At 61.9% G+C, this 18,425-nt stretch carries 19 protein-coding genes and 2 pseudogenes; 14 read left to right on the top strand and 7 right to left on the bottom strand.

Annotated elements, in window-relative coordinates:
* Positions 1 to 53: 53 nt before the first annotated feature.
* From trpA to EHS19_RS01295, 12 genes are all read left to right on the top strand, one after another.
* On the top strand, positions 54 to 923 hold the full coding sequence (trpA, locus tag EHS19_RS01350) for a tryptophan synthase subunit alpha (protein ID WP_151915995.1): 870 nt from the start codon (positions 54 to 56) through the stop codon (positions 921 to 923).
* A 10-nt stretch (positions 924 to 933) separates the two neighbouring features.
* Positions 934 to 1,953 carry a prolipoprotein diacylglyceryl transferase gene (lgt, locus tag EHS19_RS01345; RefSeq protein ID WP_151915994.1) on the top strand — a complete coding sequence of 340 codons (1,020 nt, stop codon included), beginning with the start codon at positions 934 to 936 and terminating at the stop codon, positions 1,951 to 1,953.
* A 176-nt stretch (positions 1,954 to 2,129) separates the two neighbouring features.
* Positions 2,130 to 2,795 carry a ribulose-phosphate 3-epimerase gene (gene rpe, locus EHS19_RS01340; protein ID WP_151915993.1) on the top strand — a complete coding sequence of 222 codons (666 nt, stop codon included), beginning with the start codon at positions 2,130 to 2,132 and terminating at the stop codon, positions 2,793 to 2,795.
* 97 nt (positions 2,796 to 2,892) lie between these two features.
* A complete protein-coding gene (locus tag EHS19_RS01335; protein ID WP_151915992.1) occupies positions 2,893 to 3,156 on the top strand; it encodes a phosphoribosyl-ATP diphosphatase in 264 nt (87 codons plus the stop codon).
* Positions 3,157 to 3,278: 122 nt separating this feature from the next.
* On the top strand, positions 3,279 to 4,130 hold the full coding sequence (gene hisG / locus EHS19_RS01330; protein WP_151915991.1) for an ATP phosphoribosyltransferase: 852 nt from the start codon (positions 3,279 to 3,281) through the stop codon (positions 4,128 to 4,130).
* A gap of 79 nt (positions 4,131 to 4,209) precedes the next feature.
* Positions 4,210 to 4,818 (top strand): CDP-alcohol phosphatidyltransferase family protein, encoded by a 609-nt coding sequence (locus tag EHS19_RS01325; RefSeq protein WP_151916122.1) that lies wholly within the window; start codon positions 4,210 to 4,212, stop codon positions 4,816 to 4,818.
* A 97-nt stretch (positions 4,819 to 4,915) separates the two neighbouring features.
* The gene (locus EHS19_RS01320; protein WP_151916120.1) at positions 4,916 to 5,878 is read left to right on the top strand and encodes a DUF881 domain-containing protein; all 963 of its coding nucleotides are present in this window, start codon (positions 4,916 to 4,918) and stop codon (positions 5,876 to 5,878) included.
* Positions 5,879 to 6,211 carry a small basic family protein gene (locus tag EHS19_RS01315; RefSeq protein ID WP_151915990.1) on the top strand — a complete coding sequence of 111 codons (333 nt, stop codon included), beginning with the start codon at positions 5,879 to 5,881 and terminating at the stop codon, positions 6,209 to 6,211.
* Positions 6,212 to 6,339: 128 nt separating this feature from the next.
* Positions 6,340 to 7,122, top strand: coding sequence for a DUF881 domain-containing protein (locus tag EHS19_RS01310; RefSeq protein ID WP_241677016.1), 783 nt, complete (start codon positions 6,340 to 6,342; stop codon positions 7,120 to 7,122).
* Positions 7,123 to 7,139: 17 nt separating this feature from the next.
* Complete coding sequence (locus tag EHS19_RS01305; protein ID WP_151915988.1) at positions 7,140 to 7,577, top strand: FHA domain-containing protein; 438 nt, start codon at positions 7,140 to 7,142, stop codon at positions 7,575 to 7,577.
* 91 nt (positions 7,578 to 7,668) lie between these two features.
* Positions 7,669 to 8,277, top strand: a complete 609-nt coding sequence (locus EHS19_RS01300) for a MerR family transcriptional regulator (RefSeq protein ID WP_175578232.1) — start codon at positions 7,669 to 7,671, stop codon at positions 8,275 to 8,277.
* Positions 8,278 to 8,405: 128 nt separating this feature from the next.
* Positions 8,406 to 8,792, top strand: coding sequence for a C4-dicarboxylate ABC transporter (locus EHS19_RS01295; RefSeq protein WP_151915986.1), 387 nt, complete (start codon positions 8,406 to 8,408; stop codon positions 8,790 to 8,792).
* Between the two features lie 180 nt (positions 8,793 to 8,972).
* On the opposite strand, the gene EHS19_RS01290 is transcribed toward EHS19_RS01295, so the two are convergent.
* The 7 genes and pseudogenes from EHS19_RS01290 to EHS19_RS01265 all read right to left on the bottom strand — a co-directional run bounded on the left by EHS19_RS01290 (position 8,973) and on the right by EHS19_RS01265 (position 17,201).
* Entirely contained in the window at positions 8,973 to 9,686 is a 714-nt protein-coding gene (locus EHS19_RS01290; protein WP_151915985.1) for an HAD hydrolase-like protein, read from the bottom strand.
* A 208-nt stretch (positions 9,687 to 9,894) separates the two neighbouring features.
* Positions 9,895 to 10,242, bottom strand: a complete 348-nt coding sequence (locus EHS19_RS01285) for an RNA polymerase-binding protein RbpA (protein ID WP_151915984.1) — start codon at positions 10,240 to 10,242, stop codon at positions 9,895 to 9,897.
* A 120-nt stretch (positions 10,243 to 10,362) separates the two neighbouring features.
* Complete coding sequence (locus EHS19_RS01280; RefSeq protein WP_151915983.1) at positions 10,363 to 12,987, bottom strand: DEAD/DEAH box helicase; 2,625 nt, start codon at positions 12,985 to 12,987, stop codon at positions 10,363 to 10,365.
* Positions 12,988 to 13,067: 80 nt separating this feature from the next.
* Entirely contained in the window at positions 13,068 to 13,388 is a 321-nt protein-coding gene (locus EHS19_RS01275) for a hypothetical protein (RefSeq protein WP_151915982.1), read from the bottom strand.
* Between the two features lie 120 nt (positions 13,389 to 13,508).
* Positions 13,509 to 14,612 (bottom strand): annotated as a pseudogene (locus EHS19_RS11690) (helix-turn-helix transcriptional regulator); the annotation flags it as partial.
* 99 nt (positions 14,613 to 14,711) lie between these two features.
* Positions 14,712 to 15,449, bottom strand: a pseudogene (locus tag EHS19_RS11685) (helix-turn-helix transcriptional regulator); the annotation flags it as partial.
* 324 nt (positions 15,450 to 15,773) lie between these two features.
* The gene (locus EHS19_RS01265) at positions 15,774 to 17,201 is read right to left on the bottom strand and encodes a UTP--glucose-1-phosphate uridylyltransferase (protein ID WP_151915980.1); all 1,428 of its coding nucleotides are present in this window, start codon (positions 17,199 to 17,201) and stop codon (positions 15,774 to 15,776) included.
* A gap of 113 nt (positions 17,202 to 17,314) precedes the next feature.
* Here EHS19_RS01265 and EHS19_RS10980 point away from each other — a divergent pair, with 113 nt between their 5' ends.
* Complete coding sequence (locus EHS19_RS10980; protein WP_151915979.1) at positions 17,315 to 17,500, top strand: hypothetical protein; 186 nt, start codon at positions 17,315 to 17,317, stop codon at positions 17,498 to 17,500.
* The gene (gene msrA / locus EHS19_RS01255; RefSeq protein ID WP_151915978.1) at positions 17,497 to 18,423 is read left to right on the top strand and encodes a peptide-methionine (S)-S-oxide reductase MsrA; all 927 of its coding nucleotides are present in this window, start codon (positions 17,497 to 17,499) and stop codon (positions 18,421 to 18,423) included. The genes EHS19_RS10980 and msrA overlap by 4 nt, the downstream gene beginning before the upstream one ends.
* Positions 18,424 to 18,425 lie beyond the last annotated feature (2 nt).

Here is an 18,425-nt window from a genome sequence, read left to right as displayed (position 1 = left end):
CAGGCCCCCGCAGGGGCGGGGAGCCAGAGGGTTGAATAAGGAGATTTACGAATATGACCAACACTGCAACCACGCCCTCCGGCCAGCCGCTGGGCATCAGCCACAAGCCCAGCCAGACCGAGGCGATGTTCGCCAAGTTCAAGGCCGCCAATAAGCCCGCATTCATCGGCTACCTGCCCTATGGCTTCCCGAACCCCGAAGTCTCGCTCGAAGCGCTCAGGACGATGGTCGAGCACGGCGTCGACGCCGTCGAGATCGGCCTGCCCTACTCCGACCCGGTCATGGACGGCCCGGTCATCCAGGCCGCGTCCTCCATCGCCCTGAAGAACGGCGAGACCATCAAGCGCGTGTTCGAGGCCGTCGAGACGGTGGCCAACGCCGGCGGCGTGCCGCTCGTCATGAGCTACTGGAACCTCATCTACCACTACGGCGTGGAGCGTTTCGCCACCGACTTCGAGAACGCCGGCGGCGCGGGCCTCATCACCCCGGACCTCATCCCGGACGAGGCCGGTGAATGGATCGAGGCCTCCGACCGTCACGGCCTTGACCGCATCTTCTTGGTCTCCCCGGATTCAGCCGACGAACGTCTCGAGACCGTGGCGAAGAACGCCCGCGGCTTCGTGTACGCGGCCGCCCGTATGGGCGTCACCGGCGAACGCGCGCATCTCGACGCATCGCCCGAGGTGCTCGTGGACCGCACCCGCAAGGCCGGCGCTGAGAACGTGTGCGTGGGCATCGGCGTGTCCACCGCCGAGCAGGGTGCCAAGGTGGGCTCCTACGCGGACGGCGTCATCGTCGGCTCCGCGCTGGTGCACACGCTGCTCGCGGACGACAACAGGACCGCGCGCGATCCGAAGGACGGGCTGGCCGAACTCGCCGCCAAGACCGAATCGCTCGCAGCCGGCATCCACAACGCGCGCTAGGCTGGATCACATGAATCTCGCCTACATTCCATCGCCGTCATTCTCACGGTTCTCGATCGGACCGGTGACGATCCACATGTACGCGATCTGCATACTGACCGGCGTGTGCGTCGCCGTATGGATTCTCACCACTCGATGGAAGCGTGCCGGAGGCACCTTCGATCAGATCCTCGACACCACTCTCGTCACCGTGCCGTGCGCACTCGTCGGCGCGCGCCTCTACCACTGCATCACCACGCCGGAGGCCTATTTCCCGCCGCCGTTCGGCCATGGCGATCTGGTCAACATCCTCAAGGTGTGGGAGGGTGGCATGGCCATCTTCGGCGGCATCATCGTGGGCGCGCTCGTCGTGTTCCTGTGGTGCCGCAAGCACCGTTATCCGTTCGCCCTGTTCGCCGACTGCATCGCGCCCGCGCTGATGGTCGCGCAGGCCATCGGTCGGCTGGGCAACTGGTTCAATCAGGAGCTGTACGGCAAGCCGACCACGCTGCCGTGGGGTCTCAAGCTCAATGAGTCGGTCGATGCGATCGGCCACACCGAAGTCTGCTACGACGGCAAGCCTTGCCCGACCGGAACCCTGTTCCATCCGACGTTCCTGTACGAGATGATCTGGAATCTGATCGGAGCGGCGATCATCGTCTGGCTTGGTCACAAGCTGGTGAACGTGCTTCGCAACGGCCAGCAGTTCGCCATGTACCTCATGTGGTATGGCCTGGGCCGCACGTGGATCGAAAGCATCCGCATCAACTATTCGTCGATCGTGTTCGGTCTGCGCGTCAATGTGTGGACCGCGATCCTGTGCTTCCTGCTCGGATGCGTGCTGTTCGTCGTACTGCAACGCACTGGCGGCACCTATGAGTCGGCATGCGCTGATCTGCGCAAGGTGACCGCCGACCAGCTTGAATCGCAGACCATGCGCGAGGAGCTTCACGACCATCGCGGCGACACGACGATCGGCATGAGGAACGCCGCAGGTGCCACGGGCGATGATCAGACCGGCACGACGTCTGACCAGTCGGACGAGCGATAGCCGGTACGCGCCCAACCATCCAGGCAGACGATCCAGCGATCCAAGCAAGCGTTCCAAGCAGACGATCAGCCGTCAGCCGGTCAAACGAACGACAAAACGAACAATAGAACAACAGAACGTGACGAGAGGGGCGACATGGTTCCCTCTCGTCGTTCGCCGTCCATAGAATGAAAGCCATGACTATTCAAATCGCTCCTAGCATCCTGTCAGCAGACTTCTGCAACCTTGAGCGCGATCTCAAGGCCATCGCCAACGCCGATCTGGTCCACGTCGATGTGATGGACCACCATTTCGTGCCGAACCTCACGCTCGGAGAGCCGATCGTCAAGCGCATCTGCGAGGTCACTGACCTGCCGGTCGACGTGCATCTGATGATCGAGGATCCCGATCGTTGGGCCCCTGAGTACGCCAAGCTCGGTGCCGCGTCCGTCTCCTTCCACATGGGTGCCACGCACGCTCCGGTGCGCCTGGCGCGCCAGCTGCGCGACATGGGCTGCAAGGCCTGCTTCGCGGTGCGCCCGGCCGAGCCGGTCGAGCCGATCTTCGACATTCTCGACGAGTTCGACATGATTCTCATCATGACCGTGGAGCCCGGCTTCGGTGGCCAGAAGTTCCTTGACAACCAGATGGCCAAGGTGCGCCGCCTGCGTGACGAGATCACCCGTCGTGGTCTGTCGACGCATATCCAGGTGGATGGCGGCGTGAGCCCGAAGACCGCCCACATCGTGGCCGAGGCCGGTGCCGACGTGCTTGTCGCCGGTTCCGCCGTCTATGGCGCGCAAAGCCCCGCTCAGGCCATCGACGAGATTCGCGACAAGGCGCAGGCCGCGTTCCGCGCCTGAAGAATGCCCCGTCCTACCGGATTCACGCCGGTAGGGGCCAAGGGCCGTTCGGGCAATCGATGAGATCATAATCGATGAGATCAAGGGAAACGACAATATGAAGACATTCGATTCGCTATTCGCCGAACTCAGCGAGAAGGCGGTCACCAAGCCCGCCGGATCGCTGACCGTGGACGAGCTTGCCAAGGGCACGCACTTCATCGGCAAGAAGATCGTCGAGGAGGCCGGCGAGACCTGGATCGCCGCCGAATACGAGGGCGCTGATCGTACCGCGGAGGAGATGAGCCAGCTGCTGTATCACCTGCAGGTGATGATGATCGATCGCGGCATCACGCTTGAGGATGTGTACAAGCATCTGTGAGCCGCACGTGTGTGGGATCGCACGTTGGTGATCGTGCGATCCCACACAAGTGCACGTATATGCACATGCACATGCGCATATAGGCAACAGGCATAACAATAAGGGCAACAAGGGGAGAGACAATGCTTCGTATCGCCGTACCGAATAAGGGAATGCTCTCGGAGCCGGCATGGAACATGCTCGCGGAGGCGGGCTACCGGCTGCGTACCAATCCGCGCCAGCTGGTCGTACAGGACCCTGACAACGATATCGAACTGTTCTACCTGCGTCCGCTCGATATCGCGGTCTACGTCGGATCGGGCACGATCGACGTCGGCATCACCGGCGAGGACCTGCTCAGGAACTCCGGAACGAAGGCGCTGGAGCACATGCCGCTGGGCTTCGGAGCGTCCACCTTCCGTTTCGCCGCGCCGAACGACTCGCCGATCAGCCGCCTTGAGGACATCGAAGGCAAGCGCGTGGCGACCACGTTCGACCGGCTCGTGCAGGACTACCTTGCCGAGCACAGCATTCACGCGCAGACCATTCACCTTGATGGCGCGGTCGAATCATCCGTGCAGCTGGGCGTCGCCGATCTCATCGCCGACGTGGTCTCCACCGGCACCACGCTGCGTAATGCCGGGTTGAGGGTCTTCGGCGAGCCGCTCATGCATTCCGAGGCCTGCCTGATTCGCTCCCCGCGACTGGCTGATGACGATCCGCGGCTCGTCGTGCTGTCGCGCCGTCTGCAGGGCGTGCTGACCGCACACCAGTATGTGCTGATGGACTACGACATTCCGGTTGACAAGGTTTCCGCCGCGGTGGCGGTGACGCCCGGCTTTGAAAGCCCGACCATCTCGCCGCTGCACGACAAGCAGTGGAACGCCGTTCGCGTCATGGTGCCCAAGAGCAAGGTCAATCAGCTCATGGACGACCTGTACGAGGTGGGTGCTCGCGGCATCATCGTCACGGCGCTGCAGGCCTCGCGAATGTAGGCGCTGAAGCCTCATACGAACACATGTCAGGCAATGTCGGGTCGCACACACACAGGTAGTCGGGAAACGCGCAATGCATATTGATAGGTCGAAACTCAGCAGAAAATACAGTCCGGAACCGCGGGACATCTATTTCACGGTACCGAACCTGATCAGCCTGCTGCGCATCATCTCGATACCCGTGTTCGCGGTGTTCGCATCACAGCACAAGATGGTCGAGGCGCTTATTGTACTCGCCTTCTCCGCATTGTCGGATGGTCTCGACGGCATCGTGGCGCGCATGTTCGATCAGGTGAGCAAAATCGGTCAGATCCTTGATCCGATCGCCGATCGGCTGCTCATCTTCTGCAGCATTCTCGCGCTCGGCGTTGCCGGCATCATACCGTGGTGGATGCTCATCATCGTTGGCGTTCGTGACCTGCTCATGGGCATCGAGGTGCTGGTTCTCGCCCAATACGACTACGGGCCGCTCCCGGTGCATTTCGTGGGCAAGGCCGGCACCGCCATGCTGCTGATATCCATCATCGCGCTGATCTTCTGCGATCTATGGAACAATCCGTTCATCAATATGCTGCATCTGGCCGCGCTTGCCGCGGGCATCTGGGGCATCGGTTTGTATTGGCTGGCCGGCTACATCTATCTCAAACAGGGCATTGCACTCGTACGCGGCATCAGGAGCGGCCGCTGATATGACGTTTGACGACAAGGCCGGGATCGTGCCAGAAACAGCTGGTGCAGCGTCTGCGGAGGCATCGACAGCTGAAGGCAATACCGCCGGTGAACCGATGATCATGCCGGTCTCGTTCTCCGTCGACGACGAGCATCGTCCGATCAAAAGCAGAGCCGTGTTCTCCTCCTCGATCGCCGGCATCGATTCGCATCACGCCCGACAGACATCTGTGGTCGTCGGCCGCACCCGCAGGCGCAAGGTCACGGATGATTCGCTGCGGCTGATCGACGATCTGACCAACCGTCCGATGGATCCGATGTTCTCCGACGCGCGTCTGGGCGCGCATCGGCAGTCCTCGCTGACCGTATGGATCACGCGTGTCATCGTCTTTGTGATCTGCATCGGCGTCGGTTTCTACAGTTGCCTGTTCATCCAGAAGCTCAACACCGACCCGCGTAAGATCGTGCGTCAGTCGCTCGCCGCCGACCTGACCGCTCAGAACACTCGTCTCGACGCTCTCGTCAAAGAGGTAGGAGGGCTTCGTTCCGAAGTGGAGCAGCGTTCCAAGACACTCGCCGATGCCACCGAGGATTCGCAGCTCGTGCAGGATGAGATGTCCGCCGGCCTGCTGCCGGTCAGCGGTCCGGGCATCACGCTCACGCTCGCCGATCCGATCGCGGCCGGCGACGGCTCGGCTGATGGCTCGTATCATCGCGACAATGGCGTGGAACGCATTCGTGTGATCACCGATCTTGATCTGCAGCTATGGGTCTCGCTGCTGTGGCAGTCCGGAGCCGAGGCCATCGCGATCAACGGCAATCGCATCGGCGTGCAGACCTCGGTGCGCACCGCCGGATCGACGATCATGGTGGACGTCAATCCCGTGCAAAGCCCCTATCGCATCGAGGCGATAGGCGATTCCGGCGCGCTTGCCGGCGCGGTGGGCGCGGACCGGCAGAAAACCTTGTATGATTCGTTCAAGGAGGCAGGCATCTATCCGCAGATCAGTGTCAACTCGAACATCACGATGGGTGCGGCGACCTCGGGAGACCTGACGTTTGCAAGGAAAGGCGAATAGATGGCGGCTGTACTCGGCCTGATTATCGGCGTGGTCGCCGGCCTGTTCATCAGACCGGACATTCCCATCGAGCTCCAGCCCTACCTGCCGATCATGGTGGTCGCCGCATTGGATGCGCTGCTCGGCGCGGCACGGGCGTATTTCGAGCGAAGCTTCTCGGATAAGGTGTTCGTCATCTCATTCATCTCCAACGTGCTGACGGCCACGCTGCTCGTGTTCCTCGGCAATCAGCTTGGCGTCGGCTCCCAGCTGCAGACCGCCGTCATCGTCGTGCTTGGCATACGCATCTTCTCGAACGTGTCCGCCATCCGTCGATTCATCTTCAGAGGCTAGCCATGACGGATCACAAACGCGACAACAACACGGCATCACGTGGGGACGCACAGCCATCAGACGGCGGTGCGCGACGTGCCCGTAGAAGTCGACGCGGCGCACGTCGCAACGATGATCTGCTGTCCAAGATGCACACCCAGCATGCCCAGGATCGCGAAAACGATCGCATGGAAACGGGTTCGTTCCCGATCGTGCGCAAAACGCCGAAGCGTTCGCTCAGCGCGAATCCGCTGCGCATGCGGCTGATGACCAGCGTCTTTCTCGTCGTCATGTGCGCACTGCTCGGATTCGGCTACATGATTCAGGTCAACAACACCAAATCCGCATACGAGACGATGAGCGAGGACGAACTGACCAGGCTCATCAGCGAGACGACCACGCAGGTGCAGAATCTCGAACAGCGCAAGAACGAGCTCACCGATCAGCTCGACACGCTCAAGGCCACCGCAAACAAGCAGCAGGAGGCCGAGAAGATCGCCAAGCAGAACGAGGAGACCAGCGGCATTCTCACCGGCAGGCTGCCGGCGACCGGCAAGGGTGTCGTCATACGCATCAGCGAGGGATCGAAGACCCCGATCGACGCGTCCACCATGTTCAACCTGCTTGAGGAGCTGCGCAACGCCGGTGCCGAGGTCATCTCCGTCGGTTCGGTGCGTGTCGTGACCAGCACGTACATCAGCGATTCCAACGACGGACTCATCTGCGACGGCACGCTGCTGGAATCGCCCTATGTGGTCAAGGCGATCGGCGACCCGCAGAACCTGCAGAACGCGGTCAACATGGCCGGGGGAGTGGGCTCGCGGCTCAAGGTGAAATTCGGTGCGACCGTGTCGGTAACGGCCCCCGATACGGTCAAAATCGATGAAGTTCGTGAAGCACAGCGTTATCAATACGCGAAACGCGCCGAATGACGCTAGAATGATGAACTATGACTGAACCTATTCCAAGCGCAGGCGAAACGACCGTCATCGGTCTGCCCGCCATTACCATTCCGATCACGTCCACGGGAGACCGTCCGCTCACGCAGGAGGATCTTGAGACGATCGCGAGGCTGTCGCCCGGAACGGCTCTGCTGATCTCCACGCGCGGTGCCGTCTCCGGTTCGCGATATCTGCTCGACGAGGACGAGATCACGGTCGGACGCGACCCTCGAGCCGATATTCTGCTCGACGACTTCACGGTGTCCCGTTCGCATGCTGTCTTCCGCAGGCACAACGGCGTGTTCACCGTCTATGACGCCGGGAGCCTCAACGGCACGTATGTCAATCGTCAGCGTGTCGATCACATGCAGTTGAAGAACGGCGACGAAATCATGATCGGCAAGTTCCGGCTGGTGTTCTTCACGAAGTCGGCGATCGTTTCCTGATGATGCACGCTGCTCGGCGGCGCGGATCATGGTTGACTGCCGCCGAGCAGCGAAGATTTGCATATGGATTGGCAGATGGGGGAGAGCGGCCATGGTCACTGACGCGGCATCGGCCGTACAGGGCGAATTATTCGACTCGTCGGATGGTGGCACGGAGCGTCGCGGATACCGTGGCACGGTCGCGTCGAAAGTCGCGGGCATCACGTATCGGCAGCTGGACTATTGGGCCCGCAAGCAGATCGTGGAGCCGTCGATCACGCCGTCGCACGGGTCCGGCTCACGTCGACTGTATTCGTTCAAGGACGTCGTGATACTGGCCGTTTCCAAACGCCTGTTGGATGCAGGCGTCAATCTGCAGAACGTCACCGCCGCCATAGGGTTTCTTGCTCGACGTGGTCCCGAGCAATTGGAGCACGTCACCATCATGTGTGACGGGCAGGAGGTGCACGAGTGCACGACCAGCGAACAGATGCTCGATCTGCTTGGCACGGGCAGGGCGTTGTTCGCCGTTTCCGTGGGATCGTTGTGGCATCAGGTCCGCGAGGCGCTCGACCATGAGGAGCACGTGGATGTCACCGATGAAGACGTTCGCGCGTCCGGCCATGCCGGTCGGCCGATCGACGACATCACCGCCATGCGACTGCGTCGGGCGCTGCGGCAGCGTCATGCGCAGCGTTCCGGCACGGATGATGCCGCGTAGGGTGCTGTGCTGATTATATTGTGCGTTTATTGTGTGCTGTTCCGTGCTGGTTATGATGAGTTCGCTGCGCGCGCCGTATGCACGAATGCTACACGCGCAGCGAATGCGGCAACAAGGAGAACCTGCCTGTGAATGATCTGATTCCTCTGGCGTTGTGGCTGTTCAGTGTGCTCTGGAGCCTTTCCGTATGCGGCATCTGCGTGCATCGCGGTCGTTTTCTGAGCTCCGAACGGCATCCGAAGGTCAGTCCGGTCAGTTGGAACGTCGTCGTGGCGCAGGTCGTGTCCGTGCTGTTCGCGGGTTTCCCGTTCATCGTATACATCATGGTCGAGCATGACATCAGCGATGCGATGCACGACTTCTATGAGCGGCATATGATCGTTGCCGTGGCCGTCGTGATCGTGCTCGTCTTCGCCGAGCTTGCGGTCATGTATGCGCAGGCGCGGCGTGCGATGTTCACGCAGCGCGACGAAGTGCTGGAGAAGGCGGGGCGCCGCGCTGCGGAACGGCGTTGATTGGATGACGGTCATTGCCGTTGCGCAAGAGTCGGGTCCGAAAGAGTCGTGTGGATAATTCGCCCAGTGAAACTCGCCGACCTCACACTAATCTGACATAACGTACATTATCTTTGATCTAATAGTGCTTGCACTGAAACGAGTTGCAAGCACTATGACAATACGAAGCCGGCACACCAATCAGGCGAAATATTCTTCGACGGCGACTGCAAGCTCATCGACATGGTCGATGATGCGATAGGCGCCGTGCTGTTCCAGCTCGCCGGCCTCGGCGTAGCCCCAGCGGCATCCCAGACAGTCCAGCCCGCAGGCGATCGCGCCGTCCACGTCGGTCCAGCGGTCGCCGACCATCAGCGCACGGTCACCGGCCTTCTCATCGAATCCGATGCGATCGAACGCGTAGCGAATCACCTGATCCTTGTCGAGACGGCTGTTGTCGCGACTCGCACCGTAGATGCCGTCGACCAGTTCGGACACGTGGAAATGATCGCAGATCGGCACCGCCTGATATTCGGGCTTGCAGGTGGCCACGGCCAGATAGTATCCGTCGGCGCGCAGCTTGCGCAGCTGTTCGGGAATGCCGTCGAACAGACGGTTGAACAGACGACCGGGAACGAGGTGACCGGGGTCGTTCGGATCGTCGAACACGGCCTCATCCGAATAGTACTTGCGGTAGATCGCCACGCCGCGATCCAGCATGTCGTCGGGCATATGGTTGCGCTTGAACGATTCGATGATCGCCGGCCCGATGAACCGGTGCATCTCGGCATCGTCGGGAACGTGCAGCCCAAGTTCCTCGAACGCCTTGGTCGCACAGGCGATGATGCCGAAATGCGACTGGGTGAGCGTGCCGTCGAGGTCAAGCAGCACTACTTTTCTTGGTTGCGTGGTCATGTCGTTCCCTCCCCTATATCCGTGGTAGCCATTGCGTGGCGATCTGATTCATGGTTGCCATCGTGCCGAATCCTGCATCGGTTCTATCGCGATGCAGAATTACGGTGCATAGCAATTGCCATTATGCCCGGTCTGTCTGACCGATATGCCGAACCGGCGCAACCAACCCGGCGCAACCGAACCAGCCGGTGCGGTCACACCGGCGGCATCACTCGTAGTCGGGAATCCATCCTTCGCGATGCATCTTCAGACGCTTCTCCAACAACGCCTTGAGCTCGTCCTCGGAGCGGCGTTCGAGGAGCATATCCCAGTGCGTGCGCGCCGGCTTGGCGATCTCATCGGCCGCCGAATCCTCGTCTCCCTCGCGATGTGCGGTGGAGCCGCAACGGCATTCCCATTCGTCCGGGATCTCAGCGCCCTCAGCGAACGGAAGAATGGTGCGATGCCCATTGGGGCACACATACGCGACTTCGGTGCGCGCCGCAAAATCGACGTTGTCGTCGGATTCCAGCGACTTTGCGCCGATGCTCATACCACGAAGGCTGCGTTCCGCCATATTCCGTTTCCTCCTTGCAAGTCAACCTTCACTAAGCTACAAAACAGTTCGGACGACACGATTATTCCACGATATATCCACGATCGCGTACATCGGCAGTGAGCCGGCACCGGCGCGTGATCAGCCGTCCACACCCGAATACGCGACGATGCCGCGATTGACGAGATCGTGGGCCCCACCGGCGCTCTGCGCAAGCGCCGCGCCATCCTCACCCAGCATGGGCGCAGCAACGGCGATCTGCTGGAGCACGTCGGCAAGCCGCTTCGCGTTGCGCACGAAGTCGCCGCCGGTCAGCTCGGTGTTGCGCAGCACGTCGGCAAGATCGCCGCCGTCCGCCCACTCGTACATCACATCGACGATGCCGAAATCCAGCTGCGGTAGATCATCCATGCCGTAATCCGCGCACAGCGACGACACCTCGTCATGGATGCGCGCAAGCTCCTCCGCCGCGTGGGCGACGGGCCCGAGCCGCCCGCCCGGATAGTAGCGAGGCTCTCCCCTGGCTCCCCTCCTGGCCTCATAGACCAGCGACGAGAGCACCGAGGCGAGACACGCCGGCGGCAGCAGCGTCAGCGCACCGGAGCAGATGGCCTGGGCAAGCACCAGATCCTGCTCGCTGTACAGGCGACGCAGCAGCTGCCCGCGTTCGGTCAGCCGATAGGAATCGCGGCCGTCGTCATGCGTCAGATAGCCGAGTTCGGCGAGAATCGCGCAGATATGGTCGAACTGGCGTGCCACCGAACCGGTACGCGAATCGTAGCGTTCACGCGTGCGCTCCAGTTCGCGCATCTCACGCACCCAGCGATGCCCCCATTTGAGGTGACGCTGCAGGTCCGGGCACGAACGGCACGGATGGTTCTGCTCGGCAAGGCGCATGTCGCCGATACGGCGGTCGAGATCGCGAAACGCGGCGGATCTGGCGGCATCGGAGCGGAACACCGTGTGCTTGAGCCGGTTGCGTTCGGCCTTCTCCAGATCGGTCAGCTGCATGCGCAGCGTCATGAATTCCTTGAAATCGCCGTGATCGCATACGAAGGCGCGCTCGTACCCTTCGACCGCCTGCTCCAACGTGTGCATCTGCGCTTCAAGACGGCCTGACGACTCGTTCGCCTCCCACTGCGCGAACGAATGGTCAAGCGTGGTTCGCGCAGTCGTATAATCGCTGGAATTGAGCAGATTGACCGCCATGTTGAACGTTGGGCGGAAGCTGGAATGCAGCGGATAGACACGGCGACTCGACAGCGCCGCGGCTGTCGCGGGAATGAACCCCGCGTGATCGACCACGATCGCATGCCCGATCACGTCGATGCCACGTCGCCCGGCACGTCCGGTCAGCTGGGTGAACTCCCCCGGCGTCAGCTGCACATGACCGGTGCCGTCGAACTTCTCCAGCTTCTCCACCACCACACAGCGCGCCGGCATGTTGATGCCAAGGGCGAGCGTCTCGGTGGCGAACACCATCTTGACGAGGCCCTCCTCAAAGAGTCGTTCGACGATCTGCCTAAAGAGGGCGATCATGCCGGCGTGATGCGGCGCGAATCCCTCCTCAAGCGCAAAACGGAACCGTGCGAATCGCAGCGCCTTGAGATCGTCGTCCGACAGCTGCCCGTCGACCATCTCATCGACGATGCTGCGGATGCGCCGCGCCTCATCGTCATCGGTGAGCTCCAGGCCGGCGTTGAGACACTGTTCGACCGCCTGATCACAGCCGTTGCGCGAGAAGATGAAGTAGATGCCCGGCAGCATGTCGAGATAGTTGAGTTCGTCGACCACGGCCCACCGGCGAGGAAAGTATCGCTGCATCCGATCCTGGCCTCGACCGGAACGCCCGCCGAGACGCGCCCGATCGCGGGCACGGGCGCCACCTCGGTCGCGTCCTTGCCCACGACCTGCTCCCCCGCGTGCATCATGCGAATTCGCGCGGTTTCGCTCCGCCTTGCGGTCAAGCTCCTCAAGCCGGCTCACCAGTCGCATGTTGAGTTTGTCGGTCTGCCGGCCCTCGTCATCGTGGCGGTACAGGTCGATGAGCTCCGGTTCGGTGCGTTCGTCGGCCTGGACCATCACATGCTGTTCCAAAGGAACCGGCCGCGTCTCCGAGACCACAAGCGTGGTCTCGCCGCGCACCGACGCGATCCACTGGGAGAAGTCCTCGACGTTCGACACCGTGGCCGAAAGACCGACGATGTTGACGCTGTCGGGCAGATGGATGATGACCTCCTCCCACACCGGTCCGCGGAACCGGTCGGCGAGATAGTGCACCTCGTCGAGGATCACGTATCCGAGCGCGGTCAGCGTGGCCGAATGCTCGTAGAGCATGTTGCGCAGGACCTCGGTGGTCATGACGACCAGATCCGCCTCGGAGTTGATCGACGTGTCGCCGGTGAGCAGTCCGACCCGATCCGGTCCGTAGACCGCGACGAGATCGTGGTACTTCTGGTTGCTCAGCGCCTTGATCGGCGTCGTATAGAACGCCTTGACGTTGCGTTCACGAGCCAGGAACATCGCGAAATCGGCCACGACGGTCTTTCCCGCTCCGGTCGGGGCGGCCACCAGTACGTTGCGGCCCGCCTCAAGGCCGTCGATCGCCTCCCGTTGGAAGTCGTCCAAGTCGAACGGAAGCGTGGACGCGAAGCGTGCGGCCATGCTTTTCGCTTGCTGCTGGGATTTGCGGAAGGCCTGATAGCGGGCCGCCGGCGAATCCGATGCCGAACCGCGTCCCGTTGAACGGCCATGCTGATGTGCCATGGAAATCGTCCTTCCGTTGCTTTCGACCGTGCTGCTGATGACCTGACTGTCCGATGATCCGTTGATCGCGGATTGGAGGTTCAGCTGCGGTTGAATTTCGACCAATCCGCCCAGATGCGCACATGCCGGTCACGTTTGCGGTTGCGGCGACGGATGACATCGGCGTGAGCGTCGGCGTACCGTTCGGCGGCCATGTTCAGCGGCTCGGTGAAGATCGGGCGGAATTGCGCCGATTGCCGATCATCCGGTCTGCCCATGGCCTCGATCGCGTCGCCGGCACGCGACACCGTGCCCGAGATGGCGCGCATGCCGCGCAGCGCATGCACGATCACATACATCACGCCCGCGATGATCATGCCAAGCATGAACAGCACCAGCAGCAGCCAGATCCACCAAGGCATGTCGGCTCCTCTCGATTAACCGTCGTCGCGTCAATTCCTTAAGCGATACCTATGCGGCCCATGCGGTTGCATAGGTATCCGAGCTTGAGATTCGCGGCCCATGAGCGGGCCACTCGTCGTCTACTCGTTGCCGTCGCCCGTATCGTGCTGCCCCACGCTCAGCTCACGCTTCGCACGAGCCACGATCATGGTACGCAGCGTCTCGGGGGAAACCGCCTTGATATGACGGGCGTGCGCGATGCAGAAGGCGACGAACCATGAATCCGAGGACACGGTCAGATTCACGATCTCGCCGGCTCCCACCCGTTTCACGCTTGCACCGGGCAGCGTCTGGGGGAACTTGAGGTCGGGCTCGTCGGTCACGAACGAGGCCGCCGTGCCGTTGTCGAAGCTCCATTTGCGCAGTTCGCTGATCGGCGTATCGGGGATGTCCACCTTGTGCGTGGGCTCGACAAGCTCGGCATGCTCGATGCGTGCCAGTCGCAGCACCTGCCAGGTGCGCGGCTTGCCGTTCGCCTTGTTGACGCGCGTGTCGCGCATGGCGATCGACTTGAGCTCCTCGGGGGCGGCATCGGCCACGTCGGTCCAGACGGCGGCATAATACACGCCCTCGTCCACGAAGATCTTCGCCGGGGCGACCAGTTTGCGATGCGTGCGGCCGGCGCCGTCGGTGTATTCCATATCGAGCAGCCGTCCGGTGTTGATCGCGCGCCGCACCACGCCGTAGCTGCGAGGTTCGAGCTCATAGCCGGTCAGGCTCAGCCACGGGGTCTCCCCCGGCATGACGTGGGAGTGCAGACGCTCATACAGGTTCTGCGCCTGCTCGCGCTGATCCTCCGGCAGCAGCGGGGAACGCGCCAGATAGCTCACCGATGCGGTTAGCATGCTCAGATATTGCGGCGAGATGCCGGCCAGACGCTCCAAACCGAGCGAATTCGTGGCGGAGACGATGCCCTCGGCATCCAACAGGGACCAGTCGATGTCGAAGAACTGGCTGCCTGCCATCTCGCCGTCATCGGAAACGGTGGTGAGCGTGTTGATGTCCTTGTGGATGACGGCGACGAACTTGCGCAGCTCGTCATCGGTTCTTGCGTGGCCGATGAAACGCTCCGCCAGTTCCGCGAGCGAATACTCCTCGCCGAGATGCGCCGACAGGAACAGCATCAGCCGAAGACGGCGATCCACCTCGCTGCCGGTCTGGAACGCCGAGTTCTTCTTCTGATGCGATTTGGCATCCTCGTCGTCGTCCTCACGGGAAGCCGACGAAAGGGCGGAAACGTTCGCCGCGGCCTGCTCGGTGTTCTGCGCATTGTCGCCGGTCGCGGATTCATCGGCCAACGTCAGTGCGGTGGCCGCGACCAGACGGCGGTGGAAGGCGTCGACCGCCTCCTGCGGGCTGACGATGCTTGCGCCGGGATGCTCAAGCACATACATCGCAAGATCATCCGAATCGGTGTAGGCGACGTTGATGTGCTCCCCGTCCACGTCCACCGTGGCGGCGAAACGGCGCGAATCGATGACCTTGACCAACGTCTCGGGAATGGTCTGCGTGCCGAGCCCCGGCGCGATGGAGTCCAGACCGAGACCCGGCGTGGGCGTCTGCGGCACGCGGGGCGTCGTGCGAGACGAATGCTGCTGCACATGCTGGGACGATGCCGAGGAGACGGAGATCGAACGGGCAAGATAGTTCGCGGCCGCCAGCACCGGCAGGTCCTCCTGCTCGAAATGCAGACGGATGCGTGGTTCGTCACCGAGCTGAAGACGATAGGATGCGAAATCCTGGCCTTCGGATTTGGATGAATACTCCGGCTGCCGTGACTCGATCGCAATGCCCATGGCGGCCAGCTTGGCGCGATCACGCTGGAACTGCTTGGCGAACGCCGCCTTCGCGGCCTGATCGGCAAGCTCCCCGTACGAATCCGCGTACGCCTTGACCCGCTGGGCGATTTGACGCGAGGTCAGCCATTGCGGGAAGGCAGATGACAGGACCGCGAGCACGTCAAGCTCGTGCTTGCCCCACTTGTCGGAAAAACGCCGCCTTCCGTTGGTTCCCTCTGCCATTAGTCCTCACGTATCGTTAACGTTTCGTTGTAGGCACGGCCTGTTGCACCGTACTTCCATCCATATTAGATGCACTTCGCGCAAAAGTGCGTTCATTTCGCGAAAAAATGTGTTTTTTGTCGCGTTTCTCATGTTCCGCGCGTGTTTTTCCGACCCATCGCTCGCGATATCTGGCCGATATCTGGCCGAATCTCCCCGATATCTGGCCGCTTACGATTCGTGTGCCGGGCTTCGGCTTCATCCACGCCCGTCAGCCCATTAGACTGGCAGCCCGTCAGCCCGTCAGCCCGTCAGCCCGACACACGAGAACCTCAGACACGCACGTCAGACCCAGTCGTCCGCCTCGATGCCGAGCGGCCCGACGAACTTGCCGTTCGAGACGTAGCTCGGCTCGCCGTCGTCCTCAAGCCTGGCATCGGAGAACATGATCACGTTCTGCCCGAACGTCCAGTCGCCCTTGATCGTCACCGAGCTGGCGGCGGCCAGCGAAGGCACCGAGTAGGGGAAGCGCTCGTTGAAGTCGTCGATGTTCTTGTAGTAGCGCGGGTCGAGATCGACGTTCGGGAAGATGTAGTTGCCATCCTCCATCTCGTAGCTGTCCGTAAGATGGAAACGATCCGACCGCATGATAAACAGATCATTGGTGGTCTTGACGGGAAGGAACCGCATGCGGTCGACCTGCACGCAGATCGCGCCGTCGAACAGGCCGATCGCCGCGCCCATTGCCGTCTCCAGCTGGATCACAGGCGTCGAATCCGGATCGGTGGGATCGACGGTCTTGTGGTTGCGGATCACCGGCAGCGGCAGCACGCCGTCATGAGCGGCCAGCAGCGCCTTGAGCGCGTCGATGCGCACCCAGATGCTGTTCGTGTTGAAATACGGATGCTTGCCGATGTTCTGGGCGTCGGCCTTGTCGTCGGGATGCACCTGGCTCATCTCGCGCAGCAGCAGACGGCCCGTGTTCCGGTCGCGCACGATGTGCCCGCCCTTGCGGTCCGCCTCGGTGCGCGTGGCCACCTCGACCATGAACGGCGCGCCCGTGTTCTCGAAGTACTGTGCCAGCGTGCGCGAAGGGCGTGCGCCGAGGTTGTCCGAATTCGAGATGAACAGGTACGAGAAGCCATGCTCCTCGAGCACGTCGAGCAGTCCGGACTCCCAGATCGTCGAATACAGGTCACCGTGGCCCGGCGGGCACCATTCCAGATCGGGGTTCGCGGCAAACTCGACCGGCTCGCCGGTCTCGGCTACGATCTTGGGTTCCGAATGCTGGATGATCTCCATCGGGATGTCGTCCTGCCTGAACTTGCGGTTGTGCTTGAGCACGCGCATCGTGTCGTTCGACGTGCGGAACGAGTTCATGAACGTCAGCGGCAGCGGGACGTCAAGCCGGGTCCTCGCCGTGAGCACCTGGCCGACGATGATGTCGAGGAAGCGCATCTGCTTGGCCTTGTGGCGGCGAACCGGCAGCAGCGACTTGGCACAGGCGAGTCCCATCGAGGTGCCCAGGCCTCCGTTGAGCTTGAGGAACGCCGTCTTGGCGAAGGCGTTCACCGCCTTGTCGTGGTCGATCGTCTTGTATACGTCATGGAAGCTCGGCACGCCGATCAGCGGCTCCACGTCCCGCTCCCTGATCCAGCTGCTCGCCTCCTCGTTGCGCCAGACGTCATATAGCCGCCTGAACTGTGCGATCGAGACGTCACTCATGCCGTGCTCGCGCATCTTGCGTGCGCAGCTGTCGAACACGTCGGCCATGCAAATTCCTTTCGCCGTACTTCCTGATGAAGATGGACCACATCAGTCTAACCGAAAAACTGACTTGGTGCACTCCCAGCGGCATACCAGCCGCACTATGGCGGTGTTCCAGCATGATTCCAGCCGCGCTTTGGCAGTATTGCAGCGGTATCTCAGCGGTATCCCAGCCAGCGGTATCCCAGCGGCATCCCAGCGGCATCCAAACAGTGGCGGGCATCGTCGATGCGAACCGCGCGCATTTCGCCATGCGGGCGCGGATTTGCGCCGCGGCGGCATTGCGCATATTCTCGCTCGCATGATCGCTTACTATGCGGGAGGCTGCTTCTGGGGGTTGGAGCGCTATCTCAAATCAATCGACGGCGTGACGGCCACCACGGTCGGCTACGCGCAGTCCACCATCGAAAACCCCACCTATCAGCAGGTCTGCGACGATCTGACCGACGCCGCGGAGACGGTACGCGTCGAATTCGACCCCGACGCGGTGCTGCTGCTGACGCTGACCAGACTGTACATCGACGCCATCGACCCGTTCTCGATCAATCGACAGGGCACCGATGAGGGACGCCAGTACCGTTCCGGCATGTACTACACCGACGACACGCAGAAGGCCGTATACGACCGCGTGCTCGAACAGCTCGAGTTCCGTCAGGGACGCAGACCCGCCACCGAGGTCGAGCCGCTGCGCAACTTCTACCCCGCCGAGGACTACCATCAGGACTATCTCGACAAGAACCCCGGCGGACACTGCCATATCGCGATCGACAAGATCATGCACGTGCGCGAGCGTCAGAAGCTCATCGACCGCATCTGGAGCCTCAACGCGCAGCAGTATGCGGTGACTCAGCTCGATGCCACCGAACCGCCGTACGAGAACGAATACGACCAGACGTTCGAGCCGGGCATCTACGTGGATGTCGTCAGCGGCGAGCCGTTGTTCCTCTCGACCGACAAGTTCGAGGCGGGCTGCGGATGGCCGGCGTTCTCCAAGCCGATCGACGCATCCTCGCTCACCGAGCATCTCGACGAGCGCAATCCCAAGCGCATCCGCACCGAGATCCGCACCGCGAAGTCGCAGATCCACCTCGGGCACGTCTTCGAGGACGGTCCCAAGGAGCGTGGCGGACTGCGTTACTGCATGAACTCGGCCGCGCTGCGCTTCGTGCCCAAGGCCGATATGGCCGCGCAGGGATACGCGAAGTATCTGCCGTTGCTTGAGCAGTGAAC

Origin of the sequence: Bifidobacterium jacchi (genome assembly GCF_009078285.1) — a bacterium.
GTDB lineage: Bacteria > Actinomycetota > Actinomycetes > Actinomycetales > Bifidobacteriaceae > Bifidobacterium > Bifidobacterium jacchi.
This window is presented reverse-complemented; position numbering and strand designations above follow the sequence as displayed.